11 protein-coding genes are annotated in these 12,312 nt (G+C 60.9%); 5 read left to right on the top strand and 6 right to left on the bottom strand.

Going from position 1 to position 12,312, the window contains the following annotated elements:
- Nucleotides 1–36: 36 nt before the first annotated feature.
- On the top strand, nucleotides 37–549 hold the full coding sequence (locus tag SFC76_RS16565) for a hypothetical protein (protein WP_416222437.1): 513 nt from the start codon (nucleotides 37–39) through the stop codon (nucleotides 547–549).
- A 106-nt stretch (nucleotides 550–655) separates the two neighbouring features.
- On the opposite strand, the gene SFC76_RS16560 is transcribed toward SFC76_RS16565, so the two are convergent.
- From SFC76_RS16560 to SFC76_RS16545, 4 genes are all read right to left on the bottom strand, one after another.
- Entirely contained in the window at nucleotides 656–1,675 is a 1,020-nt protein-coding gene (locus SFC76_RS16560; protein ID WP_322850511.1) for a site-specific integrase, read from the bottom strand.
- Between the two features lie 140 nt (nucleotides 1,676–1,815).
- Entirely contained in the window at nucleotides 1,816–2,934 is a 1,119-nt protein-coding gene (locus SFC76_RS16555; protein ID WP_322850510.1) for an acyltransferase, read from the bottom strand.
- A 384-nt stretch (nucleotides 2,935–3,318) separates the two neighbouring features.
- A complete protein-coding gene (locus tag SFC76_RS16550) occupies nucleotides 3,319–4,299 on the bottom strand; it encodes a hypothetical protein (protein ID WP_322850509.1) in 981 nt (326 codons plus the stop codon).
- Between the two features lie 38 nt (nucleotides 4,300–4,337).
- The gene (locus SFC76_RS16545; protein ID WP_322850508.1) at nucleotides 4,338–5,243 is read right to left on the bottom strand and encodes a glycosyltransferase; all 906 of its coding nucleotides are present in this window, start codon (nucleotides 5,241–5,243) and stop codon (nucleotides 4,338–4,340) included.
- A gap of 58 nt (nucleotides 5,244–5,301) precedes the next feature.
- Between SFC76_RS16545 and SFC76_RS16540 the strand changes: the two genes are divergently transcribed.
- The 3 genes from SFC76_RS16540 to SFC76_RS16530 all read left to right on the top strand — a co-directional run bounded on the left by SFC76_RS16540 (nucleotide 5,302) and on the right by SFC76_RS16530 (nucleotide 8,494).
- The gene (locus tag SFC76_RS16540; protein ID WP_322850507.1) at nucleotides 5,302–6,783 is read left to right on the top strand and encodes a glycosyl hydrolase family 28-related protein; all 1,482 of its coding nucleotides are present in this window, start codon (nucleotides 5,302–5,304) and stop codon (nucleotides 6,781–6,783) included.
- Nucleotide 6,784: 1 nt separating this feature from the next.
- Nucleotides 6,785–7,594 (top strand): glycosyltransferase family 2 protein, encoded by an 810-nt coding sequence (locus SFC76_RS16535; RefSeq protein ID WP_322850506.1) that lies wholly within the window; start codon nucleotides 6,785–6,787, stop codon nucleotides 7,592–7,594.
- Nucleotides 7,595–8,146: 552 nt separating this feature from the next.
- On the top strand, nucleotides 8,147–8,494 hold the full coding sequence (locus tag SFC76_RS16530) for a hypothetical protein (protein ID WP_322850505.1): 348 nt from the start codon (nucleotides 8,147–8,149) through the stop codon (nucleotides 8,492–8,494).
- Nucleotides 8,495–8,759: 265 nt separating this feature from the next.
- On the opposite strand, the gene SFC76_RS16525 is transcribed toward SFC76_RS16530, so the two are convergent.
- A complete protein-coding gene (locus tag SFC76_RS16525) occupies nucleotides 8,760–10,028 on the bottom strand; it encodes an exopolysaccharide biosynthesis polyprenyl glycosylphosphotransferase (RefSeq protein ID WP_322850504.1) in 1,269 nt (422 codons plus the stop codon).
- A gap of 29 nt (nucleotides 10,029–10,057) precedes the next feature.
- The gene (locus tag SFC76_RS16520; protein WP_322850503.1) at nucleotides 10,058–10,984 is read right to left on the bottom strand and encodes a glycosyltransferase family 2 protein; all 927 of its coding nucleotides are present in this window, start codon (nucleotides 10,982–10,984) and stop codon (nucleotides 10,058–10,060) included.
- Nucleotides 10,985–11,184: 200 nt separating this feature from the next.
- On the opposite strand from SFC76_RS16520, the gene gmd reads away from it, so the two are divergent.
- The gene (gene gmd, locus SFC76_RS16515) at nucleotides 11,185–12,279 is read left to right on the top strand and encodes a GDP-mannose 4,6-dehydratase (RefSeq protein ID WP_322850502.1); all 1,095 of its coding nucleotides are present in this window, start codon (nucleotides 11,185–11,187) and stop codon (nucleotides 12,277–12,279) included.
- The last annotated feature ends 33 nt before the right edge of the window (nucleotides 12,280–12,312 follow it).

Raw genomic sequence — 12,312 nt, 5'->3', positions numbered from 1 at the left:
CTTGGCGGCGACTCGGCGATGATTCATAGAATCGCGATGCCGATCCGCGCCGAAAACCGCTGGCTCTACCCGATCGACTGGCCGCAGGTGTCCAATGCCATCCGCTTCGTGCGCGCCGGCGCGCGCTGCGAGCGCTGCCGCCGGCCGCATCGCCGCCATGTCGCGCATCTCGGCGACGGCCGCTGGTGGGACGGCGCGGCGACCGGCTGGCGCGACGGCGACGGCCGCCGCATCGCGATGCGCCGCGGCACGGTGCCGCTCGCCGGGGTGCGCACCACGTATGTCGTGCTCGCCTGCGCGCATCTCGACCACGATCCCGGCAACAATGCCGCCGCCAATCTCGCCGCTCTGTGCCAGCGCTGCCACATGCTCCACGATGCCGCCGAGCATCGCTGGCAACGCTGGTGGAACGCCTTCCGCCGGCGCGCCATCCGCGACCTGTTCGAGGACCCGCCGCTCACCCGCCGACGACTGATGCGCGCGCCGACCCGTCGGATTGTCGACACGTCGAGGCGTCGACGGGTTCATGGTCCGCCCGCAGCTTTGTGAATACCCGTGTGATTATGGCCTTGCGAAGCGGCGGACACTTCGCCTTTCTTACCGATCGGATCATGGCTCGGCCTGGAGCGATCTCTCGCCTTTGAAGGACGCCCCTCTACAGGAAGCGCTGCCCCGCGTGATCGCGGAACAGCTCGGCATCGCGGACGTAATCGGACAGGACCTGCACCGATTTGTGGCGGCTGACCTCCTGCAGCTTGAAGATCGTCGCGCCCTGCGCCGCGCCCTCGGTCAGGAAGCCGGCGCGCAGCGAATGGCCGGCGAATTGCGTCGGATCGTAGCCGGCTGCGGCGGCATGCTGCTGGACCAGCCGGGCGATCGCACGATCGGACATCGCATCCTCGGTCAGCGCGTCGCTGCGCGACAGCCGGCGGAACAACGGGCCCGCCGCATGCCCGGCCGCCGCCATCCAGGCGAGCAGCAGCGCCTTGGGCCGGATCCGCGAGCCCTCCGGGATGGCGATCACCGCGCCGGCGCCGGCCCGATCGGTCTTCGAGCGTGCGATCGTCAGCCGCAATCCCTCGGGCACCAGCCCGACATGCTCGACGCCGAGCGCGACGATCTCCGAGCGGCGCAACGCCGCGGCCATACCGATCGCGAGGATCGCGCGATCGCGCACTGCCCGCAGCCCGTCGCCCTCGATTGCCGCGAGCATGTTGCGCAGCGCCGCGGCGTCGGCGGGCTGCTTGCGGCGCTTCGCCCCGCCATGTTCCGCGCGGATGCCGGCGAGCACCTCGGCGAGCCGCCCGGCGGTGGGCAGCGCGGTCGGCGCGGGATGGCCGCCGGCGCGATGGTAATGGCCGATCGCCGCGATCCGCCGCCCGATCGTCGCCGGGTTGAGCCCGCCCACCGCCTGATCGCTGGCGAACACCGCCACCACCTCGGGCGTCGCCGGCAGCGCGACGAGCCGATGCGCCGCGCACCAGGCGGTGAAGATCGCCCAATCCGATTCATACGCGCGCCGCGTCGCCCCGGCGCGGGCGGCGCGGGCATAGGCCGCGGCCTGCTCGATCTTGTCGTTGAGGATCGCGGGGAGCGCGGGCTGGTCGGGGGTGCGTGCGGCGAGCGTCGTCGCAGCGGGGTCGTTCGAGGGCGCGGGGTGTCGTGGGGGGGACATGGTCTGGGTGTGCCATGGCGGGTTGGCGGGCGCTAGGGGCTGTGTCCGGGAATCATGGTTATCGGACGCAGTCTGATAGTCGCATGAAACTTCGATGCGAATTCGAAACCCGCTAAGTGACCGAGAGATTTCGCGTCGATTTACTTAGAACGTGATCGCCTTATAGCAATAAGGTTTTCGACTTCGACCGCTCTTGCCCAGCGGATGATCGGTCGCTCAAGAAAACGGTAAAGGATTGCCGCTAAAACAACGACAAGCGGATACACGAGCATCAGCAAAGTGAATGTCATCGGTTTTCCGAGCGATCGGGCAAAGGGAACGATCAGCGTCGCGGCAACGAATAAAAGAATCGGAAGATGAAGAACGTAAATCCCGTACGATCGTTCGCCTAACCAACGCAGGTGACGGGACAGCAGAATAGTATTCACGCCATTCGCCCAACGACTTCGCTCATGCGCGACGGCAGTGACATAGGTGAAGCCCCAAGCAACAAACGGGGCGAAATTGCGGCCCGCGATCGCCAGCACCGCGATCCAAGCAAACCAGACGGCACCCACCTTCAGCAACGGAGCCGTCTGCGCGCGTTCCCACAAATGTCCTGATAGCACACCGATCGCGAAGATGGGCAGACGCAAAGGTAGAAACGCCGGCACTTGGCCATGCCATAATCGGCCGGCCGCCATCTGCCCGGCGAAAATGGCAACGAGACTGATCGCAGCAATGATGCGCCGACGTGGCACTCTGACGTCAAGAAGCCAGATAATTAGCGGAGCAACAAGGTAGAACTGCCATTCCAGCGATACTGACCATAAAGGCCCCGAAAAGGCGGTGCTTGCATTCGCTAAGATCGTATCAGGCACAAGCCCGTGCAGCATCGTCAAGTGCAACAGCAGGTTGGGGACGACCTCAGGGCCCGTGACCACAGCATACCACGCTGGCGAAGCAACCTGCCCGAACAAGACCGGTGCAAATGCCGGCGGACCATAGCCTTGGGTCAGCAGGCCAAGCGCAAGCGCTGTCAAATACAGTGGGTATAGCCGCATTGAACGACGAAAAATATATCCCGAATAAGGCTCCGGTCGGCGATTAACCAGCAATGTAATCACAAAGCCACTGAGCAGGATAAAGACATCCACTGCCAAACCACCGTCATTAAATGGCCATAACGATAATTCAGCGATTGCCATAGCATGGCTGATAAAGACCCAGGACGCGGCGACACCGCGCAAGGTCTCGAACTGGCCTACGTGTTTCGACATGCGTTTCCTTGATCGTGCGACGGCAAGACACCTAATATAAACCCCGTCACTGCCGAAACTCGCAACTTGTGTCAGCAAGCGATGACCACCGCCTGTGGTCATTAGGCAGCCAAGGCCTCATTGTCGAGCGCGGGATGATCTCGCTTCTATTTAGCCGGAAGACCCGCCCGGCCTGTGATCGCATATTTCCGGACCAATGCAGATCGCACTCGCGAGAGTGATCACCACTGCCCGGCAGCCACCAACGAAAGGGTGGCAATTCGGTCATAGCCTTGGGTTGAACGCATCCGACGTATTTGGCGGGCAGTGCTTGGAAGCAATACCTACTGAGGCAACGTTCGAGCACTATCGTACCCGACCGCTCCTGTACTTCAGCTGCTATCGCTAGATTACGCGGCTAAACTGGAACACAAACATCCCGAGCGCGAGCGCCAAGAACAGAATATGTGCCGGACCGCGCCAACCGACACGCTCCCACGGAAAGATGCTGAAGGCAGGAATGACCCAGAAGGGCGTCTGTCTGAACGCCGCAACGGGCGAGAAGGCCAGGAATACGAAGAGATACAGGCCATAAGAGAAAAGAACGAAGATGCTGAGGCGTCGCAAAAGTGGATCGGGAACCACCAGGAACATGAACACAAACGCCGTAATACCTGCCAGCAGAACAAAATGGCCAATAGCGAACGACTCGACTATACTCGCGCCGTTCGTATCAGATGTACCAACCGCGAAAACAAGATATTTGCCGAGGAACGGAATGTTCTGAAACACATTTTTGACGACGTCGACAACAGCGGGGCCTACTACGACTGCAAGCGCGCCTAATAGCAGAGCCAGGCAGATTAAATATCTCGGATTATGAATAAACCGGAGATCGCCGATTCGGGATCCCGCCAGAACAATCGCCATCGGCACGAGCGCGAGTGCAGCGGAGATATGGAACATGATGGCGACCACCATGTAAAACAAAGAAACATAGCGACCGCGGAACGCCTGCATCATGGCGATGCCGGTGAACATATAGGCTGGCGTCGCTCGTATTGTCACAAACGCAAGCTGCGATCCATATAGTGCGAATGCCATTAGCAGCCCACGCCAGTTCGCCTGCCGCGGAGGAAATATGACCAATGTTCCGATTAAATATACTGTGCTAATAAAGTAATGGGACAGAGCGACGGTCTTCTCGGTATCGCCAGTCATCGCTCGAAGTGCGATAAAATTTATCTTTGAAAACGGTTCAAATACAAACCAATCATCACCACGAAAAAAGAAAAGATTGTCTATATAGTAAAGGTATTGCGGTGCGTCAGCGAAAGCGATCTCGTCAGACGTCGCGTGTATGAGTATGGTGACGAGAAGGATCACGAGCCACGTGACGATATAGAGCGAACGATCCTCTTCGCTTACGCTACGGGCAAGCACAGTTTGGGGGGCAGTGACCGCAGGCCCGCGGCGATCGCGCGGATCAACGCTGTCACGGTAGCGCGACGCGATCGGCTGAAGAACACGTAGCTGGGTCCCCGGAGAACCAATTTGGCCATTTCGACGATCCGCCATCCGCGCGGAATGAAGGAACAGCGTGCCAGCCACAAGGTATTTCTGACGATGTAGAAGTGTCGGATCGGCGAACGATGGATCGGCTTGTAGCGACCAAACAGGGTGAAGCCGGCGTCGCCCATGTCGTGCGGCATGGTGACGGTAGTGGCGAGCAGCACGGTAAGCCCGACCGCGCGCGCGCGAAAACACCATTCGTGATCAATTTGATCAATAAAAAGATCGTCCCACATGCCGCCGACCGCCGCATAGGCGGCTTGGGGGATGACCATGCCAGACGAGATGATCGTCCGCACCGACTCGGCGTCCGGCACGCCACTCGGCGTGTCGCGCTCATGCCGCGCCGTGGTGCGCGCGTTCGGTCGCTTGCGATCGACCGGCACCGGACCGATGCACGCCAGTTGCCCGCCGGCAGCCTGGAAGGCATCGGCGATCCCGGCAAGCGTCAAGGCCATGCCGATGGGTGGGCGCGAGTCTTGGTCAAATAGGATCGCATAGGCCGAGCCCGAGGCGAAAACACGCTCCAGTCCCTGGTTGAAGGCGCGCGCGAGCCCGACGTTATCGGCGTTCTCGATGACCTCCACATCGAGCTTGCGCAACATTTCGGCCTGCGACGGCGCGATGGCGTTGACGACGACGACAGGCGCGAGCCCTTCGTCGCTTCGCGCCGCGACCGCCGCGACCGCGGCGTCGTCAGGATGGAAGAGCACGATGACCGCCCGTGGTCGCGGCGGCGCGTCGGTGGGTGGGTTCACGGTTACTCGATCACTTGCTAGGGGCGTCGCTCGCTCCACTACGGCAGGATTGGACGGCTTGGTACAGAAAGTTGGCAAAAACGCGGGCGGTACCCGACGGCGCGACCTCCTGGTGGCGGGCGGTATCAGCACCGTGGCGCTGATCGGACCGTCCTGCGCAAGCCCGACGCCGACGGCTGCGTCGGCGTCGGCGTTGCCCGGTGCGTCGCCGCGCGCCTTTGGTGCGATCGGAGACGGTGCCTTTCACCCGCTCTCCTCGCGCTTTAAGACTTTGCAAGAGGCGCGCGCGGTCTACCCCTTCGCCGAGCGGCTGGACCAGTCGCTCGACTGGGCCGGGATCCAGGCGGCGATCGACTCGGTTGAAACCGCGGCGGGGACGATCACCATCCCGACCGGCCATTTCGTTATCTCTGACTCGATCCGTCTGCCGAGCCACGTTACGTTGCGCGGGGAATCGCGCAACGGCAGCGTCATCGACAACCAATATCATCCCCTCGACGCCCCGCAGATCGTCAACAAGGACCCGGTAGCCTTCCTCTACGCCACGATCAGGGACCTAACACTCAACGGTGGGTCGCACGCGATCAAGGTTCGCGCCACGCGCGAGGTCGCCGGGATCGTGATCGAGGCAATCACCAGTAATCTCCAGCGCGAGGGCAATATCACCTTCAGCAGCATGCAGACGACAGTGATCCGCGACTGCCATCTAATGGACGGCGCCACCGGCATCTCGGTCGAGGGCTTCCCGTGCAATTCGGTCCATCTTATCAACACGCGGCTCGGCCGCCATAGCGACGCATCGGTGCGGCTGCGCGGCGCTGACGGCTTCATGATGATCGGCGGCAGTATGGAGGCGGGCGGCGTTGCCGGCAGAGCAACGATCGATGTCGAGACCGGGGGCGCCTATGCGAACGCAATCCACTTCCAGAACGTTTATTTCGAGAACACACACCAGCATCTGCTAAGAAGTCGCGGCGCACGGACGATTTCCTTTAGCGGCTGCAAGATGACCGGCACCGGCGCGGCCGGGCGCGGCATGGCGGCCTACGGCTTCGACTGCGACGCCGACCTGATTGTTCTGGCCGGCAACCATTTTGACTATCCCACGATCGCCCCCGCCAATGCCCTTTTGCAGGGCGATAACGCGAACTTGGTGGCAACAGGCACGCGCTGGCGGGAGCGTGCCGGCAGCCGGGTGGCGCTGCTGTCACGTCGCTTCTCTCGCGACGAAGCCGGCGCGAGGCTCTTCACCGTCAGCCTCGACGGGGCTGGTCGCGCCAGCGGACAAATTACCTTGTTGCTCGACGGCGGCGCACAGCAAACGATCAAGCGGATCACGCTGCCGCTCGACATCGCGGTTGATCGTACGGGCGCGACGACCTGGCGGATCGGCGCCGACCCGATGGTGGCGGCCCGCGTGACACCGGCCACCAACGGCGCGGCGGTCGCGGTCACCGTTTCCGCTGCGCAGACTTCGCTCCGTTTTGACCTCGCGCTCGACGGCTTGGACGCGGCCGCCCTGCGCGTCGAGGTTGCCTGATATGTCGCGCCTTGCTGTTTCCTTTGTCCTCTATCGCACGCCGGAAGAGGAAATTGCGCGTGCAATCGCGCAGGTGCGCGCCAGCGTTCCCGACGCGCGCGTCATCTTAGTCGATAACAGCCCCGAGCCGCTGCCCGTTCCCGCGGTCGACGGCGACGCCGTGATGCTCCTGCACGCAGGCGCCAATCTTGGCTATGGTAGCGGACACAACCGCGCGTTTGCGCTTACCGGCAACGCGAGCTATCATGCAGTGTTGAACACCGATCTGGTCTATGGCCCCGAGGTGCTTCCTGCCCTGATGCGCTACATGGACGCGAACGCAGACGTAGGGCTGACGATGCCGCGGATCTGCTACCCGGACGGGTCGATCCAGCATCTCTGCCGCCTCCTCCCGCACCCGCTCGACATCTTCGGTCGCGGCTTTCTCGGCAACTCGCGCTGGACCAAGCGGCGCAACGAGCGCTACGAATTCCGCTCGTGGAGCTATGACCAGGCTGCGCAATTCCCCTTCCTGTCCGGATGCTTCATGATGCTGCGCCGCGAAGCGCTGGACGCGGTGGGCGGGTTCGATGAGCGCTTCTTCATGTACGGCGAGGACGTCGATCTCTCGCGCCGAATTAATGCCGCGTGGCGCACCATGTATGTGCCGACCGCTCAGGTCGCGCACGAATATCGCAGCGCCGGTGCCGGACTGCGCCGGCACCCCATCAAGATTCGTAACATGATCCGCTATTTTAACAAATGGGGCTGGCTCCGCGATTACGATCGCGATCGCCGCAACTTGGCAACTATTGCGGCGCTGCCGCGCTAGGGTCAGACTCTATCGGTATAAGCGTCGTGATGGGGTTTGGCTCCGCGAGGAGGCTGGTATGAACAACCTGTTTGGCTGACAGACGAGCACATAAAACAAACCCGTTTCCTGAGCCAAAGCAAGCCTCAGGTTGATGACCGAAGCATGCTGAGCGGCATCGTCTTTGTAAACCGAAGGTCGCGGCTGTGAATCCTGCACCGGCACCACGTTTTCGGCTCTTCTTTGCCTAGCGTAAACGCGCTACTGACTACGTTTAAAGTCGGCACATAACGATGGATAAGGTTTGTTATACCCATACCCCCCGTTTAAGCCATAATCTGGCTTGTGCTTGAATGGTTCGTGATTAACCACTTTGATGTTCGATGGCGGTTTGCGGGGCAATTAGACGAGGACCCTAATTTGGCTTGGGTCTCCTTCCCTGGTGCCCCGCGCCCCGCTTTCTCTCTCAGGTATAGCGGGGGGCGTTATCGGAGGGAGGCGCGCTAATCATTCATAGCCCCTGATCAACTGGCTATCGACGCGGCTATAGCATTCAGGATACGGCTGCCGCCCATGAACCAAATTCGCCTGCTCGCCCTAGCTCCGCTGTTGATGATCGGAGCCTGTGCTCTGGGCACGGCCCACAACGTTTTTGACGATAATACCGTCGTAATGACGCGGGTCGCCGCGAATCAGCTCGCAGCGTGTCTCGGAGAAGCGGTAGGTGTGACACCCGCACCGGACGGGACGGGCGGGTTTAGGGTCGACATGCCGGCGGCAGCGGCTTCCAATTCGTTCCTTGTCGTGCGGAAGGATGAAGTTACGACGGTCGAGGCCACCGCGCCGCGCGAACAGATGCCGTCGAGCCAGCGCAAAATCGCCATCGACTGTGCTATTAAATTAGCGCCGCACCCCAATTGATACCGTTATCCAATTGACCGCATGCTAGTTGAAGAGCTTGCCGAGTTACCCCTGATCGGCGTAGACGTGGCAGGGAGTGAAGTAATGGCACCACTGACCTGAGACCGCCACCTGTCCACCGTCGACTTATCTCCGCTCCAGCAAGCGCGGGATCTACCTGACTGCCGGGCCTCGCCATTCAATATGACTACTACCCTATAGCCTGCTTCTCGGCCGTCCCCCCTCGTTGCCACCGTCATCCTAACTTGATCAACAAGTCCCGACTTTAGCGCGCGCCGAAGCCAGTCACCATCGTCCGAATCGTGCGCGCAACGATCAGCATGTCGAGCCATGGCGAGAAGTTCTTGATATAATAGAAATCATAGTTGAGCTTGGTGCGCACGTCGGACACGTCGGCCACATGTCCTTGGTTAACCTGCGCCCAGCCCGTGATCCCTGGGCGGACGATGTGGCGGTAACGATAGAAGGGAATTTCCGCTTCATACCATTTGCTCAACACCTCGGCTTCGGGGCGCGGGCCAATCAGGCTCATCTCACCCTTGAGAACGTTGAGGAGCTGCGGCAACTCGTCGAGCCGGCTCTGGCGCAGGAAGCGTCCGATCGGCGTCACGCGCGCGTCTGCGTCCTTGGTCATCGCAGCGTCGCGAGCGTCCTCACCGGGCACCGCCACCTTCATGGTACGCAGCTTGTAGACGGTGAAAGAGCGACCTTGGTAGCCGACACGCTGTTGCCGAAACAGTGCCGGCCCCGCCGACGTCGCGCGGATGAGCACAGCACAGCACAGGAGAACCGGTGCCACCACCAGCAGCGCAAGCGCGGCAAGCAGCGCGTCGAGCAGATGCTTGATCGACATATAGGCCGAGACAGGCGACAGCGAGCCAAAATTGCTCTCCGAAATATGCTCGAGCGCCACCTGCCCCGTAATCGATTCTCGCAAATGTTTGATATGAAAGACGGGCACGCCGGCGAGCGCGTAATCGGCCAGCGCTCTCTCCCAGTCGTCCTCCATGTCAACGCGCAGATCGGCCGCAACCGCATCTATGTCATGCTGGATCACAGCCGCGTCGGTTAGCCGCACCCATAGGATGGGATAAGATTCGAGGTCGGCAACGTCCCCGGTCAACGGCGCGAGGCCGACGCGCACCCAGGCCTGTCGCGCCGAGCTGATTTTGGTGAAATAGAACCAGACCAAGCTCAGCACGAAGCCAGCGAAGAGCATGAAACGGCTATAGTCGACGCGAAAGAAGACTAGGACTGCCAGGATGATACCGTAGGAACTCGCCAGCGAGGTAAGAATGTAGCTCGTCTTCTCCACACCGGGATAGGTCGTGAAGTTGCGCGTGAACCAATACCCCAACGAGGTCGAGAGGCAGACGATCAGGAAGGTCTGCGTGTGGAAGCTGAGCGCATCGCTGGTGTCGAGGCTCCACAGCCGCGTAAGATAGGGTACGAGGCCCGCGAAGATCAACGCGCCCAGCAGCTCGTAGCGGATTAGCTTTACGTGAGCCGAATGCCGTAAGCGATCGAAAATCAAAGACTGATTCCTATTAAACCGCGTCGCGTTCAGCGACGATCAACGGCGCGACCCCGCACCATCGCGAAAAGGCGGCGTTCCGCCATCCAAGCCTCTCTCGCCAGTCGCGGCGCACAGCGCAGCAGTGCGTGTACCGTGCGCCGAACCGGTTCGATAATAAAGACCGAGAAGGCAATTATAACCCATCCCACCGCGCCGAAATGCTTGCGAGCATAGATTAAGCGGCTCTCCAGCAGGTAGGAGAGCGCCTTTGCGCTGGCGCCGCTACCGGTGCCGCCAGTCCGATGGAAAATTTCTTCCTCGGCAAAATATACGACAGATTTTCCTGCTTGGGCGATCCGAAGCGACAGATCGAGGTCCTCGTAGAAAACAAAAAAGCGCTCGTCGAACCCGCCCACTGCCTCGAACACGGCACGCGGCATCAAGTAGAAAGCACCCATGACATGCGGCACGTTGGCGGTATGAACATGGTCGAATTCGACCAGCTCGACCGGCTTGAACCAACGCGGCAAAATCTTCGATAACCCCAAGCTGAGCGTCAGGAACGTCCATGCGCTGGGCAAACGCGCGCAGTGTCGCGACACATGTCCGTCGCTACCGATCAGCTTGACCCCGACAGCGCCCGCCGCCCTCCCCCGCCCGCGCAAATGATCGACAACATTTGCCAGCGTTGAATGCAGCAGCTGAGTATCAGGATTTAGAAAGAGCAGGTAATCGGCCGACCCAGCAGCAGCCCCACGATTGCATGCGGTACCGAAGCCTAGATTTCGCTCCGGCTCGACAAGGACAACTCGATCGTCGGTGCGACAGAATGTCGCAGATCCGTCCACCGACGCATTATCAACGACAATAACACTGCCCAGAACTTCGTGTTCATGCGCGAAAATCGACTCGACGCACTCTCGTAGCTGCGGCCCGGCATTCCAGTTCACGATGACAACGTCGACCTTGCTCAACGAGCACCACTCCTCGGTAAGGCCGCCCCCAGTGGCCGATTACGCTCGCACGCGCAACCGCTCGATAGCCGCCGGACGGGCGGCATGCGGTTGCTTTTGTCCGTCGACGAGGTAAAGAGCGCTACTCATCAACCCCGACGCCGTGTCGCCATAGTTGGCGCCACTCCACCGGCGAACGAGCACAAAGGCTTTCCCCCTGAATGGCGGCAGAACGAAAGATCGCTCTGATTACGGGCGTGACCGGTCAGGATGGCGCCTATCTTGCTGAGTTACTGCTCAGCAAAGGCTATATTGTTCATGGTATTAAACGGCGTGCCTCGCTGTTTAACACGACCCGCATCGATCATCTGTATCGCGATCCGCATGAGGACGACGTTCGCTTCTTCCTGCATCACGGCGACCTGACGGACTCGACCAACCTCATTCGGATCATCCAGCAGGTCCAGCCCGACGAGATCTACAATCTCGCGGCACAAAGCCACGTCGCTGTCTCGTTCGAGGTTCCCGAATATACCGCGGACACTGATGCGCTCGGCACACTGCGGCTGCTCGAGGCCATCCGCATTCTCGGCATGGAACACAAGACACGCTTCTATCAGGCATCGACGTCAGAATTATACGGCTTGGTCCAAGAGACGCCGCAGACCGAACGTACACCTTTCTATCCGCGTTCGCCCTATGCCGTGGCGAAGTTGTATGCGTATTGGATCACGGTCAATTACCGCGAGGCGTATGGAATGTACGCGTGCAACGGTATCTTGTTCAACCACGAGTCACCGTTACGCGGCGAAAACTTCGTCACCCGCAAGATTACGCGCGCGTTGGCGCGCATCAAACTTGGGCTCCAGGATCAGCTTTTCCTGGGTAATCTTGATGCCAAGCGCGACTGGGGTCATGCGCGTGACTATGTCGAGATGCAATGGTTGATGCTGCAGCAGGAGCGAGCGCAGGACTTTGTAATTGCAACGGGCGTCCAATTCAGTGTCCGTGACTTTGTCACCGCCGCGGCTGCCGAGCTCGATCTTGTGCTGCGTTGGGACGGCGAAGGCCTCGACGAAAAGGGCTATAGCGCCGACGGTCGATGCCTCGTCGGTGTCGACCCGCGCTATTTCCGCCCGGCCGAGGTGGAGACACTGCTGGGCGACGCGACCAAGGCACGGACGGAGCTCGGCTGGTCGCCCAAGGTCCCCTTTGCGGACTTGGTCAAGGAGATGGTGGCGGAGGATCTCAGCGCGGCGCAACGCGACGATCTCGTCACCCAGCACGGCTATCGTGCGGCCAGTTTTCACGAGTAAAGCGTGGCCGCTCGCCGGTCCGGTTCTCAAGTG

The organism is Sphingomonas sp. CD22 (genome assembly GCF_034556155.1).
Lineage (GTDB): Bacteria > Pseudomonadota > Alphaproteobacteria > Sphingomonadales > Sphingomonadaceae > Sphingomonas.
The sequence above is the reverse complement of the archived record's forward strand: the minus strand, read 5'-3'. Positions and strand labels throughout refer to the sequence as shown.

Bases quoted from the DNA above. Each gene is read 5' to 3' on its own strand.
- SFC76_RS16535 (WP_322850506.1), top strand. From the start codon at position 6,785: ATGTCGCGCCTTGCTGTTTCCTTTGTCCTCTATCGCACGCCGGAAGAG.
- SFC76_RS16560 (WP_322850511.1), bottom strand. From the start codon at position 1,675: ATGTCCCCCCCACGACACCCCGCGCCCTCGAACGACCCCGCTGCGACG.
- gmd (WP_322850502.1), top strand. From the start codon at position 11,185: ATGGCGGCAGAACGAAAGATCGCTCTGATTACGGGCGTGACCGGTCAG.
- SFC76_RS16565 (WP_416222437.1), top strand. From the start codon at position 37: ATGCCGATCCGCGCCGAAAACCGCTGGCTCTACCCGATCGACTGGCCG.
- SFC76_RS16555 (WP_322850510.1), bottom strand. From the start codon at position 2,934: ATGTCGAAACACGTAGGCCAGTTCGAGACCTTGCGCGGTGTCGCCGCG.
- SFC76_RS16530 (WP_322850505.1), top strand. From the start codon at position 8,147: ATGAACCAAATTCGCCTGCTCGCCCTAGCTCCGCTGTTGATGATCGGA.